At 64.5% G+C, this 21,722-nt stretch carries 27 protein-coding genes; 25 read left to right on the top strand and 2 right to left on the bottom strand.

The features are described from left to right. The 3 genes from WFP44_RS15295 to WFP44_RS15285 form a co-directional block, all read left to right on the top strand. Window positions 1–398 (top strand): hypothetical protein (locus WFP44_RS15295; protein ID WP_336927539.1); only part of this gene is annotated, 398 nt, incomplete at its 5' end. A 169-nt stretch (window positions 399–567) separates the two neighbouring features. Then, window positions 568–834: an HNH endonuclease signature motif containing protein gene (locus WFP44_RS15290; protein ID WP_336927538.1), complete on the top strand. Its 267-nt coding sequence runs from the start codon at window positions 568–570 to the stop codon at window positions 832–834. Between the two features lie 186 nt (window positions 835–1,020). Then, window positions 1,021–1,380, top strand: coding sequence for a hypothetical protein (locus tag WFP44_RS15285; protein WP_336927536.1), 360 nt, complete (start codon window positions 1,021–1,023; stop codon window positions 1,378–1,380). 125 nt (window positions 1,381–1,505) lie between these two features. On the opposite strand, the gene WFP44_RS15280 is transcribed toward WFP44_RS15285, so the two are convergent. Beyond that, entirely contained in the window at window positions 1,506–1,784 is a 279-nt protein-coding gene (locus WFP44_RS15280; RefSeq protein WP_336927535.1) for a hypothetical protein, read from the bottom strand. Between the two features lie 50 nt (window positions 1,785–1,834). Beyond that, the gene (locus tag WFP44_RS15275) at window positions 1,835–2,260 is read right to left on the bottom strand and encodes a GIY-YIG nuclease family protein (protein WP_336927534.1); all 426 of its coding nucleotides are present in this window, start codon (window positions 2,258–2,260) and stop codon (window positions 1,835–1,837) included. A 105-nt stretch (window positions 2,261–2,365) separates the two neighbouring features. Here WFP44_RS15275 and WFP44_RS15270 point away from each other — a divergent pair, with 105 nt between their 5' ends. From WFP44_RS15270 to WFP44_RS15165, 22 genes are all read left to right on the top strand, one after another. After that, window positions 2,366–3,694, top strand: coding sequence for a site-specific DNA-methyltransferase (locus WFP44_RS15270; protein WP_336927533.1), 1,329 nt, complete (start codon window positions 2,366–2,368; stop codon window positions 3,692–3,694). Then, entirely contained in the window at window positions 3,648–4,130 is a 483-nt protein-coding gene (locus WFP44_RS15265; RefSeq protein WP_336927531.1) for a phage terminase small subunit P27 family, read from the top strand. Before WFP44_RS15270 ends, WFP44_RS15265 begins: the two co-directional genes overlap by 47 nt. Window positions 4,131–4,188: 58 nt before the next feature. Beyond that, entirely contained in the window at window positions 4,189–5,913 is a 1,725-nt protein-coding gene (locus WFP44_RS15260) for a terminase large subunit (RefSeq protein WP_336927529.1), read from the top strand. Then, a complete protein-coding gene (locus WFP44_RS15255) occupies window positions 5,910–7,163 on the top strand; it encodes a phage portal protein (protein ID WP_336927528.1) in 1,254 nt (417 codons plus the stop codon). The genes WFP44_RS15260 and WFP44_RS15255 overlap by 4 nt, the downstream gene beginning before the upstream one ends. Next, window positions 7,160–7,786, top strand: a complete 627-nt coding sequence (locus WFP44_RS15250; protein ID WP_336927527.1) for an HK97 family phage prohead protease — start codon at window positions 7,160–7,162, stop codon at window positions 7,784–7,786. Before WFP44_RS15255 ends, WFP44_RS15250 begins: the two co-directional genes overlap by 4 nt. Window positions 7,787–7,810: 24 nt before the next feature. Then, window positions 7,811–9,040 carry a phage major capsid protein gene (locus tag WFP44_RS15245; RefSeq protein WP_336927526.1) on the top strand — a complete coding sequence of 410 codons (1,230 nt, stop codon included), beginning with the start codon at window positions 7,811–7,813 and terminating at the stop codon, window positions 9,038–9,040. A gap of 56 nt (window positions 9,041–9,096) precedes the next feature. Further along, window positions 9,097–9,276, top strand: coding sequence for a hypothetical protein (locus WFP44_RS15240; protein WP_336927524.1), 180 nt, complete (start codon window positions 9,097–9,099; stop codon window positions 9,274–9,276). Then, window positions 9,273–9,809, top strand: coding sequence for a head-tail connector protein (locus WFP44_RS15235; protein ID WP_336927522.1), 537 nt, complete (start codon window positions 9,273–9,275; stop codon window positions 9,807–9,809). The genes WFP44_RS15240 and WFP44_RS15235 overlap by 4 nt, the downstream gene beginning before the upstream one ends. After that, window positions 9,800–10,147, top strand: a complete 348-nt coding sequence (locus WFP44_RS15230; protein WP_336927520.1) for a phage head closure protein — start codon at window positions 9,800–9,802, stop codon at window positions 10,145–10,147. Before WFP44_RS15235 ends, WFP44_RS15230 begins: the two co-directional genes overlap by 10 nt. Further along, window positions 10,144–10,707 (top strand): HK97-gp10 family putative phage morphogenesis protein, encoded by a 564-nt coding sequence (locus WFP44_RS15225; protein ID WP_336927518.1) that lies wholly within the window; start codon window positions 10,144–10,146, stop codon window positions 10,705–10,707. The genes WFP44_RS15230 and WFP44_RS15225 overlap by 4 nt, the downstream gene beginning before the upstream one ends. Beyond that, window positions 10,704–11,108 (top strand): tail completion protein gp17, encoded by a 405-nt coding sequence (gene gp17 / locus WFP44_RS15220; protein WP_336927517.1) that lies wholly within the window; start codon window positions 10,704–10,706, stop codon window positions 11,106–11,108. The genes WFP44_RS15225 and gp17 overlap by 4 nt, the downstream gene beginning before the upstream one ends. A gap of 30 nt (window positions 11,109–11,138) precedes the next feature. Next, on the top strand, window positions 11,139–11,600 hold the full coding sequence (locus tag WFP44_RS15215; protein WP_021245860.1) for a hypothetical protein: 462 nt from the start codon (window positions 11,139–11,141) through the stop codon (window positions 11,598–11,600). Window positions 11,601–11,630: 30 nt separating this feature from the next. After that, window positions 11,631–12,047, top strand: a complete 417-nt coding sequence (locus tag WFP44_RS15210; RefSeq protein WP_054437706.1) for a hypothetical protein — start codon at window positions 11,631–11,633, stop codon at window positions 12,045–12,047. 104 nt (window positions 12,048–12,151) lie between these two features. Beyond that, entirely contained in the window at window positions 12,152–12,493 is a 342-nt protein-coding gene (locus WFP44_RS15205) for a hypothetical protein (protein WP_336927513.1), read from the top strand. 4 nt (window positions 12,494–12,497) lie between these two features. Further along, window positions 12,498–16,640, top strand: a complete 4,143-nt coding sequence (locus WFP44_RS15200) for a phage tail length tape measure family protein (RefSeq protein ID WP_336927512.1) — start codon at window positions 12,498–12,500, stop codon at window positions 16,638–16,640. After that, window positions 16,637–17,530, top strand: coding sequence for a hypothetical protein (locus WFP44_RS15195; protein WP_336927510.1), 894 nt, complete (start codon window positions 16,637–16,639; stop codon window positions 17,528–17,530). Before WFP44_RS15200 ends, WFP44_RS15195 begins: the two co-directional genes overlap by 4 nt. Before the next feature lie 34 nt (window positions 17,531–17,564). Continuing rightward, window positions 17,565–18,665: a hypothetical protein gene (locus WFP44_RS15190; RefSeq protein WP_336927508.1), complete on the top strand. Its 1,101-nt coding sequence runs from the start codon at window positions 17,565–17,567 to the stop codon at window positions 18,663–18,665. After that, the gene (locus WFP44_RS15185; RefSeq protein ID WP_336927506.1) at window positions 18,665–19,573 is read left to right on the top strand and encodes a hypothetical protein; all 909 of its coding nucleotides are present in this window, start codon (window positions 18,665–18,667) and stop codon (window positions 19,571–19,573) included. Before WFP44_RS15190 ends, WFP44_RS15185 begins: the two co-directional genes overlap by 1 nt. Window positions 19,574–19,584: 11 nt before the next feature. Then, window positions 19,585–20,166, top strand: a complete 582-nt coding sequence (locus WFP44_RS15180; protein ID WP_336927504.1) for a hypothetical protein — start codon at window positions 19,585–19,587, stop codon at window positions 20,164–20,166. Then, a complete protein-coding gene (locus tag WFP44_RS15175) occupies window positions 20,166–20,390 on the top strand; it encodes a hypothetical protein (RefSeq protein WP_336927502.1) in 225 nt (74 codons plus the stop codon). Before WFP44_RS15180 ends, WFP44_RS15175 begins: the two co-directional genes overlap by 1 nt. Window positions 20,391–20,407: 17 nt before the next feature. Continuing rightward, window positions 20,408–20,944, top strand: coding sequence for a TIGR02594 family protein (locus tag WFP44_RS15170; RefSeq protein ID WP_336927501.1), 537 nt, complete (start codon window positions 20,408–20,410; stop codon window positions 20,942–20,944). Between the two features lie 65 nt (window positions 20,945–21,009). Next, a complete protein-coding gene (locus tag WFP44_RS15165; protein ID WP_336927500.1) occupies window positions 21,010–21,204 on the top strand; it encodes a hypothetical protein in 195 nt (64 codons plus the stop codon). Window positions 21,205–21,722 lie beyond the last annotated feature (518 nt).

Genomic DNA, 21,722 nt, shown 5'->3' with positions numbered 1-21,722 from the left:
CCTTCGCGGGCAAGATCACAGCGGACCAATATGCGGCAGGTGAGATGTACGGTGAAATCATGGCCCGCAACCGTGCGGTCATGGGGCTGCCCATGGACCAGCCGCGCTCGGTGACGGCCCTACTCATCAACGAGGGTATCTTCGGTGGTAGCGCGCCTGACCATGATCCGGATCTGGTCGAGAAGGTTCGTCGCCGCGCCGCTGCTGCGATCATGATGCTGCGCACAGCCGACCACGATGCCCCCGGCACGATCGGCCGCAAGCCCAGCGTCCTGGTTCATGCCGTGGTGTGCCATGAAGTCGAAGCATCGAGCTGGCCGGCAGCGGACCTCATCAACCTTGGCCATGGTCTGGATGCTTTGTGTCGCCTGTTTCGCATTGGAAGCGACAGTTCGTGATCAGATTCACTCGCCCACCAATTCAAGTAACAAACTGACTTTATTGGGGTATTTGTGAACTTTTAATTGACCAGACTTGCCCAATGCTGTAGACCTTCCGAAATAGAGGATTGAGAACTGCGCCCGGAGCCCACCAGCTTCCGGGCGTTGTTCGTTTCAGGCGTTGCGCATGGCTGAACGGCAACGGGGACGTCGGGCAGTAGCGCAGCGTCTGCGACGATTACAGACCGAGCCGCTCTGCCGGGACTGCGCTGCCAGGGGCATCGTTCGGGAAGCCACAGTACCCGACCACATCGTGCCGCTCACCCAGGGTGGCAACGATGACGATAGCAACATCCGCTGTCTCTGTGCTGACTGTCACCGGACGCGCACGGCGGAGCAGTTCGGCCTTCGCCGGACCCTCGGCACCGGCCCGGATGGCTGGCCGATCGGCTGAGCCCCCCGGGGACGGGTCGAAAGTCTGGGGCCTCGGGAGGGGAAACCGCGCCTGGCCCAAACTTTTCACGCCCGCGAGTTAGCGACCGGGGGTGCAGGTCGGCAAAGTGATGGAAAACCGTCTATTTGACTGGATAGTGCCCGCGAACAGAGCGTTAGCCGTCTCCGCCAACCACGGAGACCTACGATGACCAACTCGACCCTTGCGACCCGCAACGAAGCCTGGGGTTTCTACGGATCGACCGCCGGGTTCACGGACGCGGACGCCGCTTGGAGCATCGCCTTTCCGGTGGTTGCCAAGGCCACCGGCGCGACCGCCGAAGGGGTGCGGGACTTTCTCGACAGCCGACACGGCCGCCACTTCGCCGATGACGTGCACAACGGAATCCACGCCGGTCTCGACCTCGAGGCCGCGATCGACGCTGCAATCACCCGCTGGATGGGCTGGACCATCAGCCGCACCACATCGCGCGAATCAGGCATTCCCAAGCGCCTGCCCTACCTGACCGGCTTCGTGACCCACTTCGCAATCGAGGCCGAAGCGTAGGGCGATCGACCGGTCGCTGGATTATCCCAGTAGTCGTCCCAGTACGACCAGAGCTGTAACGGCGAGACAGAGACCGATTATCCCGCCCACAGCGAACCCCAGAACAAGTCTGATAACACAGCGCATTAGCTGGCTGGTGAATACCCGAGCTTCTGAAGCCGACGCCTTGCCAACTTCAGTTCATCGGCAGTGAAAAGTGTGCTCCATTGCTCCTGGAGGAGCAGTGCTTCCATGGACAGGTCAAGCCGCCCATGTTCCCACAGGGCGGTCAACCCCTCGGGATGACCATCGGATCGCAGCAACTGCCTAGCTGCCTCAAGGCCGCCGATCTGGTTCACCAAATTGAGAAACCGCGTGGCGCGATATCCGCATTCGGAGAGAGCATTGTCGTAGATTTCGTGCATGGCTTTGTCGAAGGCCAACTCGTTAGATCGTGACATCATTCGCCTCGCCGCTAGAGATTTAAGGTCGGCACACCAGCCGCTCTGGCATTCAGAAGGGCAGCGCACTCCAGTAAAACGCGCTCTGATTTGACGGACAAATCGACATGGTGTTCGCGCCCCGCGCAGGATGCTGTGACGCCCTCTGTAACCGCGGATAATGATACCCGGTCACCACGATTGAGGTGTTCGACAAGCAATGCGTTTAGGCGAAGGTTCGTTCGTTGCGATGGGCCTGGGGTGCGATAGTGCTGCAATCTGCGCGACAGCTGGTCTGTTTCGCCAATGTACTGGGTGAGGCTCTCCGCTGAGATAATCTCAAACCGGTAAAGACCAGGCTGGGCTGCAGTCTTCGGAAAGCGGAGCTTCTGCTGCTCGTCAAGAGAGACTGCGCCGACAGGAACCCAGCTGAAGGCCATAGTTACCTCAACGCGATCCATGCTGCTGCCTCCGAAACTAAAGATTCTGAGGTTGGAGCACAGGCAATCTGGGCTCGCTAGTCAGATTCTGCCGACCGCGGCGATCGATGTTCGCCTTTCGGCTTCGTGGCAGCCAATCCATCGACGGAGACCATCATGGCCCCTGATTGGCCGGCCCAGAACAGCGAGTTCTGGCCGATAGAGAAAATCACGCCCTACGCGCGAAATTCCCGCACGCATTCGGACGAGCAGGTCGCGCAAATCGCGGCCTCGATCCGCGAATGGGGTTGGACCAACCCGGTGCTCGTCGACGAGGACGGCGGCCTGATCGCGGGCCACGGCCGGCTGCTTGCGGCGCGCAAGTTGGGCCTGACGCAGATCCCGACCATGGTCGCCAAGGGCTGGAGCGAGGCCCAGAAGAAGGCCTATGTCATCGCCGATAACAAGCTGGCGCTGAACGCTGGCTGGGACCTCGAGCTGCTCGCGGTCGAACTGGGCGACCTGCAGGGTTTCGATTTCGACCTGATGCTGACCGGGTTCTCGGACGACGAGCTGTCGAAGCTGCTGGCCGAGAAGACCGAGGGCCTGACCGATCCCGACGAGATTCCCAACGCTCCGGAAATTCCGGTGAGTTCCCCCGGCGACGTTTGGCTGCTCGGCAAGCACCGGCTGGTGTGCGGTGACAGCACCGATGCCGACACCGTGGCCAAGGCGTTGAACGGCATCACGCCGCACCTGATGGTCACCGATCCGCCCTACGGGGTGGAATATGACCCGGCCTGGCGCGAGAAAGCAGGCGTTGCTGCCAGCGGCTCGGCCAAGGGCAAGGTGCTGAACGACGACAAGGCGGACTGGCGCGAAGCATGGGCACTGTTCCCGGGCGACGTCGCCTATGTCTGGCATGCCGGCCTGTTTGCGGGGGTTGTTGGCGATAGCCTTGCCGTCAGCGGCTTCCAGCTCCGCTCCCAGATAATCTGGGACAAGGGTCAGCTGGTTCTGTCCCGCGGCGATTATCACTGGGAGCATGAGCCCTGCTGGTACGCCGTGAAAAAGGGCGCGAAAGGTCACTGGGCTGGCGATCGCAAGCAGACGACCGTCTGGCACATCGCCAAGCCCAAGAAGAACGAGACGGGTCACGGCACCCAGAAGCCGGTCGAGTGCATGAAGCGCCCGATCGAGAACAATTCCAGTCCCGGCCAGGCGGTCTACGAGCCGTTCTCAGGCTCCGGGACCACGATCATTGCCGGCGAAATGACCGGCCGTTCGGTCCACGCGATTGAGCTCAACCCGGCCTATGTCGATGTAACCATCAAGCGCTGGCAGGATTTCACCGGCGCTGCCGCAACCCTGGAAGGCGACGGCCGGACATTTGACGAGATCGCGGCCGGGCTCCCCCAGGAATTGAACGATGAAGCCCGGAACGAAACCAAAACCAACCCATCTGAAGCTGATTGAAGGTAACCGCGGCAAGCGCCCGCTGAACCGAAAGGAGGCCGCTGTGCCTGCGGCACTGCCGGCACCACCGCCCCATTTGACCGCTGACGCGCTGGAGGAATGGAACCGGGTCGCCCACTGGCTGCGCCGGATCGGCCTCCTGTCCGAGGTCGATCGCGCCGCATTGGCCGCCTACGCGCAGGCATACGGCCGCTGGGTCCAGGCCGAACGGGCGATCGCCAAGATGGCCGAGAAGGACCAGCTCACGGGCGGCCTGATGATCAAGACGTCCAACGGCAACGCCATCCAGAACCCGCTGGTCGGCACCGCCAACAAGGCTGCCGCGGACATGATGCGTTACGCTGCAGAATTCGGGATGACGCCCAGTGCCAGAAGCAGGATCTCCGCCGAGGCGACGTCGGAAGGCGCCGACCCCGCCGACCGCTTCTTCAGTTGACCGGACGACCGACTACGCCCGCGCGGTTGTTGCCGGGGAGATCATTGCCGGACCGCACGTGCGCAATGCCTGTCGCCGACACCTCGACGACCTCAAGCGCTCCGACGGGATCCGGTTCGATCTCGAGGCTGCAAACCACGCCTTCGGGTTCTTCGAGGAGGTGCTGAAGCTTTCCGAAGGCCAGTTCGAGGGCCAGCCCTTCCGGCTGGAGCCGAGCCAGGCCTTCATCATCGGCAGCCTGTTCGGGTGGAAACGTGCCGACGGCCGCAGACGTTTCCGCCGCGCCTACATCGAACAGGGCAAGGGTAACGGCAAATCGCCGGTCGCGGGCGGGATTGGCCTGTTCGGCATGACGGCGGCCGGTGAAGCCGGCGCCCAGATCTATGCGGCCGCCGCCAAGCGAGAACAGGCGGGCATTCTCTTCGCCGACGCGGTGAAGATGGTCCGCCATTCGCCCGCTCTCGCGCGGCGGCTGGAATTCTCGGGCGGTCCGGGCCGTGAGTTCAACATCGCGCACCACGCGTCGGGATCGTTCTTCCGCCCGGTGTCGCGCGATACCGGCAAGACCGGCTCGGGCCCGCGGCCCTATTTCGTGCTGGCGGACGAGATCCACGAGCTGCCCGACCGCTCGATCATCGAGATGCTGGAACGCGGCTTCAAGTTCCGGCGCGAACCGCTGCTGTTCATGATCACCAACTCGGGCTCCGACCGCAATTCGGTGGCCTGGGAAGAGCATGAGCACGCGGTAAAGGTCGCGGCCGGCAACATCGATGCGCTGACCGACCCGACTTATCTGGGTGAAGTGCTGGACGACACCACGTTCAGCTACGTTTGTGCGCTCGACGAGGGCGACGACCCGCTCAATGATCCGGCCTGCTGGATCAAGGCCAACCCGCTGCTCGGCGTCACCATCACGGAGGAATATCTCGCCGAGGTCGTTGCGCAGGCCCGGGCCATTCCAGGGCAACTGAACGGCATCCTGCGCCTGCATTTCTGTGTCTGGACCGATGCCGAGACCGCCTGGATGACCCGGGCGACGCTGGAACCTTTGCTGGCGAACTTTGAGCCGAAGGTGGGAACCAAGGTCTGGCTCGGGCTCGATCTCAGCCAGAACCGGGACATTACCGCGCTCGCCGCCGTTCAGCGGACCGGAGATCGTGACGGCAAACCCTGCTTCGATGCGTGGATCGAGGCCTGGACGCCCGGGGACACGCTGCAGGCACGCACCTTGCGTGACAAGCAGCCCTATGACGTCTGGGTACGCCAAGGATTCCTGCAGGCGCCGCAGGGCGAGAACATCAATTTCCGGCACGTTGCCCAAGCACTGGCCGAATACGACTGCGATTACGACGTCCAGATGGTCGCCTACGACCGCTACGCCTTCCGGCGGCTGGAAGAGGACATCGCCGAACTCGGCCTCGACATGGAGTTCGTCGAGCACCCGCAGGGCGGCACCAAGCGCGGCAAACCGACCGATGCCATGAAAATGGCCGCCAAAAGCCAGGATCGCGAACCGCAAGGTCTGTGGATGCCTGGATCGGTCCGCCAGCTTGAAGAGATGATGCTCGAGGGCCGGATCCGGCTCAGACGCAACCCGGTGCTGGTCTCGGCCATCATGTCGGCGGTCATCGAGACCGACCGCTGGGACAATTACTGGCTCTCCAAGCAGAGAGCCCTGAACAAGATCGACGCAGCCGTGGCGCTGTGCATGGCAGTGGGAGCGGCGATGTCCAGTGACACCGGCGGCACGATCGACGACTGGCTGAAGAGCCTCGCCGCGTGAACCTGCTGCAAAAGGCGGTCAGCTATCTGGCCCGCTCGATCGGCCTTACCGACCCGTTCCTCTACCGGGAAATGGGCGCGCGCCCCAGCGCCAGCGGCGAGATCGTCAGCACCACCTCGGTCCTCGGACTGGCCGCAGCCTGGGCCTGCGTCAACCTGCTGGCCGGCACGATCGCCTCGCTGCCGCTGGTTGTTTATCGCACCCGGAATGGTGCCCGCACCGTTGCGGATGACCATCCGCTCTACCGGATCCTGCATGACAGCCCGAACGCCGACCAGACCGCGCTCGATTTCTGGGAGTTCATCTGCGCCAGCGTAGAGCTGCACGGCAATGCCTACGCCGAGGTCATCCGGGCCGGCAACGGCCGGGTGATTGCGCTGGGCGTGCCGATCAACCCTGAACTGATGGCCGTGCGCCGCCGCGATGACGGTGCGCTGGAGTATGAATGGGTCGACCAGGGCGTTCGCCATGTCGTCGGCCAGGACCGGGTGCTGCATATTCGTGGCTTCGGCGGCAATCCGCTGGGCGGCCTCTCGACACTGAGCGCTGGGCGGCAGACGTTCGGGCTGGCCCAGGCGATCGAGCGGGCTTCTGGCGACACCTTCCGCAACGGGGTGCGCCCGTCGGGCCTGCTGAAGACCGCCGATACGCTGACGATCGACCAGCGCCGGCTGGCCGAGGAGCTGCTGCAGGAGAAGTTTGCCGGTGCGATCAACGCCGGACGGCCGATGCTGCTCGACCGCGGCATGGACTGGGTCCAGCTGTCGATCAGCCCGGAAGACGCGCAGATGCTGCAAAGCCGGGCCTTCTCGGTCGAGGAAGTCTGCCGCTTCTTCGGTGTGCCGCCGTTCATGGTCGGCCACACCGAGAAAACAACCAGCTGGGGCACCGGCCTCGAGCAGCAGACGCTGGGATTCCAGAAGTTCACCCTGCGCCGGCGCCTGAAGCGCATCGAACAGGCGCTGGAAAAGCAACTGCTGTCGGTCGCCGATCGGCTGGCCGGCATCACCATCGAGTTCAACCTGGAAGGCCTGTTGCGCGGTGACAGTGCGGCCCGGGCCTCCTTCTACCAGCAGATGCTGACCAACGGCGTCATAACCATCAACGAGGTGCGCAGCCTCGAGAACCTGCCGCCGGTCGAAGGCGGCGATGTGCCCCGCATGCAGATGCAGAACGTCCCCATCACCTTGGCTGGTCTTGGGGCAGGCCTTGCGCCGCCGGTGCCGCCGGGACCGGGAGAACCCAATTGAACGAACTTGACTTCACTCTCGACGCCAAGGCGCTCGATGATGACGGCCACATCGAGGGTCTGGCTGCCGGCTACGGCAATCTCGACCATGGCGGCGACGTCATCCTGCCCGGCGCCATCACTGCATCGATCGCCGGCCGCAAGTCCGTGCCAATGCTGATGTACCATGACCAGAAGCGCCCAGCGGGCGTCTGGACCCACTTTCAGGAAACCAGCGATGGTCTGCTGGTCAAAGGCCGCTTCTCGATGTCGACCACCACGGGCCGCGAGGCCCATGGCCTGGTCAAGGATGGTGCCATCGGCGGGCTGTCGATCGGCTATCGCGCCATCCGGGACCGCATGGTCGGCAAGGCCCGCCACCTGGTCGAGGTCGCGCTCCACGAGGTCAGCCTCGTCACCATTCCGATGAACGAGAAGGCGCTGATCACCAGCGTCAAATCGCTGATCGCGGCCGGCCAGATGCCGAGCCTTTCCCAGTTTGAGGATTTCCTGCGCGAGGCAGGGTTCTCGAAAAGCCAGGCCACCGCGATCGCGGGCAAAGGTCTGGCTCCGCTGCTCCGGAGTGAGTCCGGCAGTGATCCGTCCGAGTTTCTGGCGGCGCTCGCCGCGCAGGCTCGCACCTGACACCCGCTTTTCACGGAGCACCCCATGACTGAACCCAAGACCGCCGAGCAGTTGGCGCAAGAAGTGAAAGCCGCGTTCGACGCCAAGGTCGACCAGGTCAAAGCCATCGCCGACGAAGCATTGGGCAAGGCCGCCAAGGGCGAAGACCTGTCCGCTGCTACCAAGCAGCTGGCAGACGAAGCCCTGGTCGGCATGAACGAGGCTAAGGCCCGGCTCGACGAGCTCGAGCAGAAGATCGCCCGCAAGGGGTCGGATGACCAGAGCGCCCACCAGTCGATCGGGCAGCAGGTCGTCGCGTCCGAGGAGATCAAGTCTTTCCTCGAATCCAAGGTCTCGCGCGGCCGCGCCAGTGTCGAGGTGAAGGCGATCATCTCGGGCCTGACCACCGATGCCATGGGCTCGGCCGGCGACCTGATTGTCCCCGACCGGCTGCCGGGCATGATTGTGCCCGGACAGCGCCGCCTGACGGTCCGCGATCTGCTGACCCCGGGCCGCACCGCCAGCACCTCGGTCCAGTACGTCAAGGAGACCGGCTTCACCAATGCGGCGGCGACGGTGGCGGAAACGACCGGTGCGCTGAAGCCGCAGTCCGACATAAAGTTCGACATCGCGACCAGCAGCGTCACCACCATCGCCCACTGGGTGTTGGCAACCCGCCAGATCCTCGACGATGTGCCGATGCTCCAGTCCTATATTGACGGGCGCCTGCGCTACGGCTTGGCATTGGTCGAGGAAAACCAGCTGCTGAACGGGGCTGGCACCGGCACGGACCTGAACGGCATCTACACGCAGGCGACCGCCTACACCGCGCCGATTACCATCCCGGCACCGGTGACCCGGATCGACGTCCTGCGCCTTGCAGTGCTGAAGTCCGCGCTGGCGGAACTGCCGACGACGGGCGCGGTACTGCACCCCTCCGACTGGGCCAGCATCGAGCTGCTCAAGGAAACGACCGGAAGCTACCTCATCGGCAATCCGCAGGGCGGCCTTGCGCCGACGCTGTGGGGCATGCCGATCGTGGCCACCCAGGCGATTGCGCAGGGCAATTTCCTGACCGGTGCGTTCCAGCTGGGAGCACAGATCTTCGACCGCTGGGATGCCCGGGTCGAGATCTCGACCGAGGATGACCAGAACTTCCGCAAGAACCTGGTCACGATCCTTGCCGAAGAGCGTCTCGCGCTCGCGGTCTACCGCCCGGAAGCCTTCGTGAAGGGCGCGTTTGCCGCCGCCATCACTGCCTCCACTGCACCCTAATCTGGATGGGGCCGGCTGAACGGTCGGCCCCATTCGCTCTTTTGGGAGACAGCACCATGCTGATGAGAGCCCTCGATACGCTGCATGTGAGCGCGGTCGGTCCTGATATCATTCTGGCCGGGCAGACCTTCGAGATCGCTGACAATGACGGCGAAATCCTTCGCCAGCGCGGCTTGGCCGAGCCGGTCGAGAAACAGCCTGACGCGCCAAAGCCCGCCCGGACGCGCACGAAATGATCACGATCGTCACCGCACCAACCATACGCGCGGTGACACTGGAAGAAGCGCGCCAGCAGCTGCGTCTCGATACCCATGACGAGGACATGCTGCTGGCCATCCACCTTGATGCGGCCCAGGCCGAGCTTGAATGGCTTGCCGATCTGCGGGTGTGTCCGCAGACACTGGCCATGGTGCTGGACGCCTGGCCCGATGAAATCACCGTGCCAGTTCGGCCGGTGACCATTGCGGCCATCACCTACACTGCCACCAGCGGTGCGACGGTTAGCTTGCCTGAGGCCGACTATGTTGCCCGGACACGCCATGGATTTATGCGGATCCGGCCAGCAGCCGGCAAATCATGGCCTAAGCTTGCTCCAGATGGGCAGATCACCATTACCCTGTCGGCCGGTTTTGCCGAGGATCACCCGAATCTGGCGATCTCCCGGGCCGCAATCCTCGTGAAAACCGCCTCCCTGTTCGAAAACCGCGAGGGTGCTTCCTGCCTAGCCTTCGATACCCTGGTCAACCAGCTGGCCGCGCGATGGGTCTAGCATCCAGGCTCGACACCCGGATCCGGATCGAGCGCAAAATCGTCACCCCTGATCCCCTCTACGGGACCGACACCGTCGCCTGGGTGGAATTCGCTTCGGTCTGGGCCGAGATCCAGGACGTCCTGCCAAGCCGGGCCGAACGTCTGGCCGACAGTATTGTCGTCGCCAACCGCCCGGCGCGGATCCGCATGCGCCATCTCGCCGGGATCACCCCGGACATGCGAATCATCATCGGGACCCGCACCCTGCAGATCGTGTCGGGCCCGGCCGAAATCGGGCGCCGCGAAGGCATTGAGCTCATTGTCGAGCAGCATAGCAGTGAGGGAGCCGCGCCATGACGATCCGGCTCAAGGGCGGCCCTGAACTGCTGCGCATGCTCGATGAACTGCCCAAGAACCTCGAGCGCAACGTTGTCCGCGGCGGGCTGCGTGCCGGGGCCAAGGTCATCCAGCAGCAGGCCAAGGCCAATGTCCCGGTCAAGACTGGCCAACTCAAGCGGGCGATCGGCATCGGCACCCGCACCAATGGCAGCCGGCTCAGTTCCTACGTCAAGTTGCGCGGGTCTGGCTCCTATCTCGGCCTGTTCATCGAATATGGCGTCGCGCCGCACCTCATCTCGGTCGCCGAGGCCGACAAGCCGGTGCGCAATACTCGCCGTGGCCCCCGCAAGGTCAGCATTGGCACGATCAACAAGATGGTGAAGCGCGGAAGCCTGAAGATCGGCGAGAACTTCGTCGGCCCGGTGATCATGCACCCCGGTCATGCCGCCAAGCCATTCCTGCGCCCGGCGCTCGACCAGAAGGCCGAGGAAGCCGTCAACGCCATGGGCGCTTACATCGCCCACCGCGTCCAGATCGGGAACCTCAAGGCGCCCAGCCTCGAGGTCGATGACGAATGAACGGGGTGATTGCGGTCCGTGTCCTCCTGGTGGTTGACACCGGCGTGACAGCCCTCGTCCCTGCGGTGCGGATTGTCGCTGGAATGCTGCCGCAGGGCACCTCGCTTCCGGCCATTTCGCTCATGTCGGTCAGCAGCACCGACCGCAATATCGCCGCGCCCGGCCCGAAACGCAGGGTGACCGAGCGGGTGCAGGTGACGGTGCTCGCCGCCAGCTATCCGGCCGCCAAGGCCATGATCCGCGCGGTCCGGGCGGCAGCAGCCGACCGCATGCCCGCAATCGACGGGCTCACCGATGTGACCGTCCACACCGACTCCGCCGGTCCTGATTTCCTCGACGAGGAGACCGGCATCCACATGCAGACGCAGGATTTCCGCGTCTCATTCAACGAGGCGCGCTGAAGCCTCACCAACAATCAAGGAACCACTGCCATGACCGTTCGGACTTCCGCCGGCACCACGTTGAAGGTGTCAGCCTCTACCCCTGCGACCTTCGATCCCACCGGCTACAATGCGCTGACCATGACGCTGGTCGGCGAGGTGTCGGACCTCGGCGAGTTCGGCCGGGAATACAACCTCGTCACCTTCAATCCGGTCGGCAGCCGCGGCGTCGTCAAGAAGAAGGGCAGCTTCAACCAGGGCACGATGACCATCCAGCTCGGTCTCGATACCGACGATGCCGGCCAGATCCTGCTGAAATCCGCTTCCACCTCAGACAGCGATCACAGCTTCCTCGTGACCACCCAGAACGGCGACAAGTACTATTTCCAGGCGCAGGTCATGAGCTTCAAGGTGAACGTCGGCTCGGTCGACCAGATCACCACCGCCACCGTGACGCTGGAACTGACGACCAATTCCGCCGGTGTCGGCGTGGTTGAAGTTCTGGCCCCCTGATCCCTGACATGCACCTGACGGAGACCATTCATGTTCGACATTACCAAGCTTGCCGCGACCGAAACCTCGACCGTCGAACTGGTCGGCGGCGATGACGCCCCGCTGTACGACGACAAGGGCCAGCGCCTCTCGATCACCGTCTATGGCCCGGGCACCAAGGTCTATCAGCGCGCCCAGTCGCGCCAGCAGAACCTGCTGGTCGACAAGATCAAGAAGCGCGGGAAGATGGACCAGTCGGCCGAGGAAAAGCTCGCCGAACAGGCCGAGTTCCTCGCTGCCTGCACGGTCAGCTTCAACCACTTCACCTATCCGCCGGCCGAGGGGCTGGAAGGCGCTGCACTGTTCCGCAAGGCCTACGAAGACCCTTCGATCGGCTTCATCGCCGCCCAGGTCGCAGCCCACATCAATGACTGGGCAAATTTTACGACGAGCTCGGCCGCGAGCTGAGCCTCTACGTCCGGCAGCTGGCCTGGCTCGGCACCGCGCCCAAGCCTCGCCAGTCTGCGGCCAAGACACCGGAAGGGCCTGAACCGCAGACACGCCTCCAGCGCTTGGGCGTCGACGGCATCGTCCCCGACATGCCGCCCATCCGTGCGCCATGGATCATCGACACCCTGATGGACATCGGCGCATCCGAACCGGGCGCCATGGGACCGGTGCCGTTGTCATGGGGCACCATCGGCCAATGGCAGTCGTGCATCGGGCTTGAACTGGCACCGTGGCTCTGCCGGCTGCTTCGCCGCCTGTCGGCCGAGTTCGTCGCCGAAAGCCAGAATGCCAGGGAACCCGATTGCCCGGCGCCCTGGACCGACATCACCGACGGCACCAATCGCCCCACTGTATCCCGCAAAGTCTCCCAAGCCTTCCGGGCGCTGATCAACTCGAAGGAGTGAACCGATGAAAGCCGGCACGCTCGAAATCGAGATGATCACCAACATCGCCCGTCTCCAGAAGGAGATGGCCGACATGAAGCGCGCCGTCGGCGGGACGATGAACGATATCGTGGCGACCGCCGGGCGCGCTGACCGGGCCATCGAGGCCGTCGGTACGCGCGGCATCACCCGCATGGGCGGTTCGGCAAAGCTTGCCGGGCACCAGATGCAGAACCTCGTCTACCAGCTGAACGACGTGGTGGTGAGCCTCGCCTCAGGCCAGAAACCGATGACCGTGTTCATGCAGCAGGGCTCCCAGATCGGCCAGATCGCGATGCAGGCTGGCGTCGGCATCGGCGGTATGGCCCGCGCCCTGCTGGGGCTTTCCGCCAGTGCAGCTGCTGCCGCGCTCACCAATCCCTATCTGCTGGCAGCAGCGGCAGCGGCCGGGATCGCGTTCGGTGCGTTCAAGCTGTTCCAGTCGAGCGTCAAGCAGTCGGGCGAACTCGACCGCTATGCCCAGAGCCTTGGCCTCACCGCCAAGGAGATGGAGAAGCTGGGGCCGATCGGGATCACGGCCGGCGACGTCATGCGCGGGCTATGGCGCACGATCAGCGACGGGCTCAACCTCGGCCCGGTCTTCTCCAACCTCAAGGACTGGGCTGTCTGGGCGTTCCAGAAGGTGCTCGAGGTCGGCAAGATCAGCATCGCGGTGATCTATGCCGGCTGGGTCGGCGGGTTTGGCGCGATCCGCACCGTCTGGCAGGCGCTGCCAGGGGTGATCGGCGAAGCCGCCGTGGGCGCTGCCAACCTGGCAATCAGCGGGATCGAGTATCTCGCCAACAAGGCCATCGCCGCGCTCAACTGGCTGGCGAGCTGGGTCAACCCGGTGCTCGATCGGGTCGGCCTTGCCACGATCAACAGACTCGAGACGGTCGCCCTGCCGCGCATGGAAAACAGCTTTGCCGGCTCGACTGCCCGCATGGGCGCGACGGTACGCGACGAGTTCTCTTCGGCCTTTGGCGACGCCATGACCATGATGGATGCTTTCTCGGCCCAGTGGCGCGAGAACACCCTGCAGGCGGCCCGCGATCGGCTCGCCGCCGACGCTGCCGGCATCCGCGCTGATCGTTCGGACCGGGCGGGCCGCGCCGGAACTGGCCGCAAAAGCCGCGAGGAAAGCGAAGCCGAGCGCGCCCTGCAGGCTGCGCAGGAATTCGCCGCCGCTCTCGCCATGGAAACCGCCAAGATCGGCAAGACGCCGATCGAGATCAAGCGGATGGAAGTCGCCTTGGCGGCGCTCAAGGCCCCGACCGACGCCGCACGCATTGCCATTCTCGAAGCCGGCGAAGCCTGGGAGCAGGCGACCCGCGCCTTCGCGACGTCGGAATTCCTGCGCCAGACCGTTGCTCCGCTCGAACTGCAGGTCTCGCTGCTCGGCCAGTTGGCCCGGGCGCAGGCACTGGCCAACCTCGAGGCCGAGCGCGAACAGATCGTGCTGGAACGCGGGGTCGAGGCCTGGGAACGCTATCGGGCTGCGCGCAGCCAGCTGATCGAGCATGATTTTGGCCTCAAGGAACAGGAGCAGTATCTCGATACGCTCCAGGAAATGGCCGACCGGACCCAGACCGCGGCGCAGGGCATGGCCGAAGCCTTCGGCAGCGTCGGCGGTGCGATCGGCGCGGTCGCGGCCGAGTTTGCCCGCTATGCCGCAGACCAGGAGGCCGCCACCCGGCGCATTGCCGAGGCCGAGCGCGAATACGGCCGCGCCTCGTTCCAGTATGCTGCTGCACGCACCGCGCAAGCGTCGGCCGAGATCAACCACTATGGCAATCTCGCGAGCGCCGCGAAGGGCTTCTTCAAGGCAGGGTCGAAGGGATTCCAGGCGCTGGAGGCGGCCGAGAAGGCCTTCCGGGCCTATGAGCTGGCGGTCGCGATCAAGAACGCCGCGGTGAAAATCGGGCTGATCGGCGCGCAGACGACCGCCAAGGTCGCCTCCGATACCGCCATGGCTGCGTCCGATACGGCGCGGGCCGGTGTCGAACAGGGCAACTCGATCATCACCACCGGCATCAAGGCAGTCGAGGCGGTCGTGAATGCGATCCGCTCGCTGCCATTCCCGCTCAACATCGCGGCAGGCGCGGTCACAGCCGGGGTTATCGCCTCGCTCGGTGTCGCGATTGGCGGGGCCTTTGGCGGCGGTGGACCTAAGCTTGAGGCGGCCAACGACGGCACTGACACGGTGTTCGGCGATGCGGAAGCCAAGTCCGAGAGCATCGCAAAAGCCATCGATCATCTGCGCGAGGTCGACACGCTGACCATGCGCTATTCCGCCGCCATGCTGGCGTCGCTGCGCAGCATCGAGGCCAATATCGGCGGCCTCACCAACCTCATCATCCGCACCAATGGCGCCGAAGACCTCGCTGCCGGCGTGCAGACCGGGTTCAAGCCGACCGGCGTCACCGCCATCCTGGGCGGGGCCATGCAGAAGGTGGGCTCGGTCCTCGACAAGATCCCGGTGATCGGCGGCATCCTCGGCGGTGTCGTGGGCGCGATCGGCAAGCTGATCGGATCGCTGTTCGGCACCAAGACCAGTGTCGTCGGTCAGGGCATCTACGGCGGTGCCCAGTCGCTCGGCGGCATCATGTCTGGCGGGTTCGAGGGTCAGTATTACACCGACATCCAGAAAAAGAAGAAGTTCCTCGGGATCACGACCAGCACCCGCTACAGCACGCAATATTCCGAGGCGAGCGCCGAACTGGAGCGTCAGTTCAGTTTGATCTTCACCGGCTTCTACGATGCCATCTCGGCCGCTGCCGGCCCGCTGGGCCTGTCGCTGGACGAGGTGCAGGACCGGCTCGACAGCTTTGTCATCAACATCGGCAAGATTGACCTCAAGGGCCTGACCGGCGCGCAGATCCAGGAGAAGCTGGCAGCCGTGTTCGGCGCGGCGGCCGACAACCTTGCCCGCTACGCCATTGCCGGCCTCGACCAGTTCCAGAAGGTTGGTGAAGGTTATTTCGAGACCCTGATCCGCGTTGCCTCCAGCGTCGAGGCGGTCACCAGCGCCATGACCATGCTGGGCCGGTCCACCAACCTTACGATCGCCGCGTCCATGAACCTCGTCGGGCTGTTCGGCACGGTCAGCGACATGACCGCGGCGACCGGCGAATATTTTGCGCTCTATTACACCGGCACCGAACAGGCCGCCGCGCGCACGGCGCAGATGACCTCTGCGCTCGCCGGCATGGGTCTCGCCATGCCCGATAGCATCGCGGGCTTCCGGGCACTGGTCGAAGCCCAGGACCTCACCACCGAGGCCGGGCGGGCGGCCTATGTCGCGCTGATCCAGCTTGCCCCGGCATTCGCGGACCTGGTGGGGGCAGCCCAAGATGCGGCCAGCGCGGCCGCCATTGCTGACGAACGCGCCTCGCTCGAGCGCCGCCTGCTGGAACTGCAGGGTGATACGACGGCTCTCCGCGCGCTCGACCTTGCCCAGCTTGACGCCTCCAACCGGGCGCTGCAGCAGCAGATCTGGGCGCTCGAGGACCAGCGGCAGGCGGCCGAAGCGGCAGCCAGTGCCGCCGAGAAGCTGCGCTCGGCCTGGGCGGCGATCACCGAAGCCCTGATTGCCGAGATCGAGCGGATCCGGGGCGTGATGGGTACGAAGACCGGCAGCTATGCCGAGGCGCTGGCGAAGTTCAACAATGCCTCCATGCTGGCCCGCAGTGGTGACCAGGAGGCGGCAAAATCACTGCCGGGTCTCAGTCAGGCGTTGCTGTCGCAGGCTGCCGAAACCGCCCGCACCTCAGAAGATCTGGCCCGGCTACAAGGCCTGACGGCGGCCAGCCTCGAGCAGACGCTGGCGATCATTACCCAGGCCGCCGACGGTGGCATGGCCATGGATCCGGCTGCGACCGGCAATCCGGAGCCCAGCTGGTGGGAGCAGTTGGCCGCCAACCAGATGGGCACGGCGACCATTCCGGCCAATGATGACCAATCGGCGCTGCTCGATGAACTGCGGGCACTGCGGCAAGAAGTGGCGGACCTGCGCGGCGAACAGCGCATTGCCTCGGCCGCTATTGCCTCGGGCACCACCAAGACTGCGCGGATCCTCGAGCGGGTGACCCCGGATGGCGACGCGCTATCGACGAGGAATGCGGCATGAAACTGCTGCGGCCCGTCACGATCACCGACGCCATGCTGACCAGCAGCACCGTGCCCGAAAATGACCATCCTGCCTGGAGTGCCGGCACCGCCTATGTGACGGGCAACAGGGTGATCCTTGCCTCAACCCACCGGCGCTACGAGGCACTGGCGGCCTCGACCGGGGTCAACCCGGCGACCGATCCGACGAAGTGGCTGGACCTTGGTCCCACCAACCGCTGGGCGATGTTCGATGCGCGGGTCGGCACGGCCAGCACCCGGGCGGCGTCACTCCAGGCCGTGCTGGCGCCGGGTGCGGTCGATGCCGTGGCATTGATCGACACCGATGCCGAAAGCGCCACCGTCACGCTGACCGTTGATGGTGTCACCAACTACACCAGCACGCAGAGCTTCAACCTCGGCGGCAATGCCATCGACAACTGGTTTTCGTGGTTCTTCGAGCCGATCGGCCGCAAGTCGACGCTGCTGTTCCTCGACGTGCCGGTCTACGCAAACGGCGTCGTCACCGTCACCATTACCCGCGATAATCCAGCCGACATCGTGTCGTGCGGGTCGCTGCTGCTGGGGCGTCAGCTCTCTCTGGGCGACACCGAGCACGGCGTCGACATCGGCATCATCGATTACAGCCGCAAGGAAGCCGACCAGTTCGGCGTCATCTCCGTGGTCGAGCGGGCCTTTGCCAAGCGCATGACCGCAAGGGTCGTCATGCCGACCGATGCGGTCGACGACATCCATCGCAATCTTGCCGCGCTCCGCGCCACGCCGGTCCTGTGGATCGGATCCGAGACCTTCGAGAGCCTGACCGTCTACGGCTTCTACAAGGAGTTCTCGATCGACCTTGCCTACCCGACCGTCAGCTACTGCAGCCTGACCATCGAGGGGCTCACCTGATTTTTTCGGCCTAAACCCTCCCGAGGGAGCTCCCATGCCCATCACAGACCTGCCGACGCCGCCGTCCCGGACGGATGCGGCGAACTTCAACGTGCGCGCCGAAGCCTTCCTCGGCGCGCTGCCGACCTTCGTTACCCAGGCCAATGCGCTCGCCACCGAGACCAACGGCTATGCCGCGAACGCTGCCGCCAGCGCGGCGACGGCCGTCAATGCGCCGGGCACCAGCGCGACCAGCACGACCAGTCTTGCCGTCGGCACGGGCTCAAAGTCGCTCACCATCCAGACCGGCAAGGCCCTGGTGGTCGGCCAGTGGGTGACAATCACCAGCACGGCGTCGCCGACCAACTGGATGCACGGGCAGATCACCGCCTATACCAGCGGCACCGGTGCGCTTGTCGTCAATGTCGGCATGACCGGCGGCAGCGGTACGATTGCGGCCTGGACCGTGGGGCTCGCCGCCCCGTCACAGGGCACCAATGCCCTGCTGGCAACCGGCAGCTATGCTGATCCCAGCTGGTTGACTTCGCTGTCCGCCGCCAAGCTCAGCGGCACCATCGGCATTGCCAATGGCGGGACCGGCGCACCGGATGCAGCCACGGCGCGGACGAATCTTGGTCTGGCCATCGGCACGGACGTGCAGGCCTACAACGTGACGCTTACCGCTTGGGCCGGGAAAGCCGTGCCTTCGGGCGTGGTGGTCGGCACCACCGATACGCAGACGCTCACCAACAAGACGCTGACCAGCCCGACGATCAACAGCGGCACGCTCAACGCCGCCTCGACTGTCAGCGACACGGGCACGATTGCTACCACCAGCGTCGGTTTCCGGGGCATTCCGCAGAATGCGAAGACCGCGGCCTACACCTTGGTGCTGACCGACAGCGGCAAGCACATCAGCATCACCACCGGCGGGATCGTCATTCCGGCAAACGCCTCGGTCGCGTTTCCGATCGGCGCGACGATCGCCATCTACAACGACAGCGCCACAGTTCAGACCATATCGATAACCACCGATACGCTGCGCCAGGCAGGCACCGCCAACACCGGGACCCGCAATCTCGAGGGCTATGGCATGGCAACGCTGGTCAAGGTCTCCGCCACGACCTGGGTGATCAGCGGCGCGGGTGTCAGCTGATGGCCGGCGTTCTTTGCGCCCTGCTGGGGGCCGGCAGTGACGGCCAGCGGATTGATCTGCCGGTCAGCTATTACGCATGGGGCGACAAGTACAGCGCGGGCGAGCAGTTCGGAGCTGATGGCGGATACTTCAGCTATCTTTCCGGCGGCAATTTCGCACCCGCGACTTGGCAGGGCCGCACCATCCGCGCTCTGGTTCACAGCTACGATTTTTACGCCAGCACCTCGACGACGCTGATCGGCATCGACGGCTACAATGCCACGCCGGTCCCGCAGCGCCTGCGCATCAACGGCACCAGCTTCACCCTGGGTACGGGCTCGGTCGCCTGGCTCACCAACGTGACCGGGATCACCTTCAGCCCGTCGCCGACCAACAACATCAACTGGACCTCGCATGGCCTCGCGGTGGGTGACCCGGTCCAGTTCTATTGCACCGGTGGTATGCCCACCGGGATCACCGCGTTCACGATCTATTTCGTCCAGTCGGTGGTGAGCGCCAGCGCATTCAAGATCGCGGCCACCCCGGGCGGCGCGGCGATCAGCTTCACCGGTTCCGGATCCGGCACCCGCTACGGCTACAAGAACCCTATCACGTCCTACCAGGCTTTCGGTGCGCTGAGCGGCAACCCGTTCGCCAGCATGCTTCCCCGCACGGCGACCATCACCATTGCCAGTCCGGCAACGGTCACCGCTGCTGGGCACGGGCTCACCAACGGCAAGCGGGTTCAGTTCACGACCAGCGGGGCTCTGCCGACCGGGATCTTCGCCAACACGACCTACTTCGTCATCAACGCCGCGACCGACACCTTCAACCTCTCCGCCACCCAGGGCGGCGCCGCGATCGGCACCTCGGGCGGCCAGTCAGGCACGCATACGATGCGAGAAGTCGTGTCGGTGACGGTCAGCTAAGGGGAAAAGAGATGCAGGCAGATCGCCGACCGACGGTCACCGACGAGGTCATCCCGATCAACGACGACCTCGACATCAACTACGGGGTGTTCAAAAACGGGTTCACCTTCCGCCGGGCGGCCAACTCCTGGCGGCTCTGGCCGATGCTGGAGTTCGTACCGCCCAGGCTCAACCCCATCATCGTCGAGATGTACGATGCCGGGGTGGAATGGACCCTGTGCGAGCACGTATCGGTCGCCGTCAACGGGTGGGCCGACTACGTCTTCGAGGGGCCTGATCGCCCGATTACCCAGCGCTGGACGCCCGGCTGCCACAATGTCGAGAACGGCGGCGGCTATCTGCCAGCCGGGGAATTCACCCGGCGTTTTCATGACGATTTCACGCTGTGCTGCGTGGTTCAGAAGTTCCGGCGGACGCTCGGTGTGCAGTACCACTTCGAGGTGGTGACCGGGCCGGCCCAGCTCGAGCGCGAGGCGCTGTTCGTCCATTGCGCAACTGGCGCCCGGCAGAAGCAGACGGACTTCGATCTGCCGGCCGGGCACGCCATCAATGCGGCCCCGGGCGACATCGCCATCGTCGGGAGGCTGCGCTGATGGCTCCCAATCCGGATCGTGATCCAGCCGTGGAGATCGCACTGATCAGGGCCGACCTCGAGGCCATGCAAGAGGACCTGAAGGCCGTCCGCAAGGAGCTGAAGGACCTGCTCGAGGCCTGGAACACCGCAACCGGCATGGTCCGGTTCGTCAAGTGGCTGTCGACCTTCGCAACCGCGCTCGCCGTCCTATACGCCACCATCAAAGGCCTTTCCGGCCGCTAACATCCCGGGAGACATCCATGAAACCGCTGCCACCGGCCTATGGCTGGATCGATGACCTGCGTCCGCTGCCCAGGATCTTGGAGGAGGCCCGCAAGCTCTACGGCACCTTCGAGGTGGCCGGGCCTGGCAATAACTCAGCCATCATGGGCTGGGCCAAGGAGACGGGCCTCACGAAGACCTTCACCGCCGACAGCATCCCCTGGTGCGGTCTGTTCATGGCCGTGGTCGCAAAGCGCGCGGGCTGGCCGATGGTGGAAGGCCCTCTCTGGGCGCGCAACTGGGCGAAGTTCGGGACATCAGCCGACCGGGCTCAATTGGGCGACATCCTGGTGTTCCGCCGCGCGCAGGGATCCGGTCATGTCGGGCTCTATGTTGGCGAGGACTATGGTGCGTTCCATGTGCTCGGCGGAAACCAGTCCGACGGCGTGACCATCACCCGGATCGCCCGGGACCGCTGCATTGCCATTCGACGGCCTGTCTACCGCAAGACGCCTGCGAGCGCGAAACCGGTCCAGTTGGCCGCCAACGGTGTCCTGTCCACCAACGAGGCTTGAACCGCCACCCCCATCATCAACCCGGCCGCTCGCTATGCCAGCGGGCTTTGTTATGGAGAAACGACATGGAAGAACTGAAACCCTGGTGGGCGTCCAAAGCCATCTGGACCGGCGTCATCGGCAGTCTGTGGGGCGTGGCCGCGGCGCTTGGTATTCTGCCCGAAGGGCTGACCGAGGCCGACGTTCTTACGGTCGTACTCGCGCTGACCGGCATCGGCAGCGTGGTGTTTCGGAAGACGGCGAAGGCGCGGATTGGTTAAGTGAGCCCAAGATTCGACAGCGCCCTTCGCTATTTGCTTCGAGCGTAGTTGCACCGCGGCCTTACAGGGCATTCGCTGCAAAGGGGAGGACGCGCCTTGCACACGAGTGCTGCAAAATCGAGAATGGCCCAATTCGCGATCTCCGGCCGAGGCCCGCGCGCAAACCAAACGGCGGCATCTCGTAACCAAGGGTCGTGTCTGATATCAGCTCGGCTTCGCGGGTGGAGAAACCGTTCGATTACCCGCGACATGTTGACGTCAAGCAGGGGGGCGGGTTCTCCATATTGGAACAACACTATCGCGCTCGAAACGTATTGCCCGACTGCGGGAATTTTAAGGCGTTCTCGCGGAGTATGCGGAAACTGGCCAGATACCGAGGTTGCATATTTAGCCAACCCCAAAAGGGATCTCGCCCGCTTTCGCCATAAACCCAAGGGCTTCAGAGCCTGATTCATAATTATCGGTCGTGATTTCATAGCCTTGCGATGCGGCGGGTGAAGAGTTGGATTGAGGCGATG

It is taken from the genome of Alteraurantiacibacter palmitatis (assembly GCF_037154115.1).
GTDB lineage: Bacteria > Pseudomonadota > Alphaproteobacteria > Sphingomonadales > Sphingomonadaceae > Alteraurantiacibacter > Alteraurantiacibacter palmitatis.
This window is presented reverse-complemented; position numbering and strand designations above follow the sequence as displayed.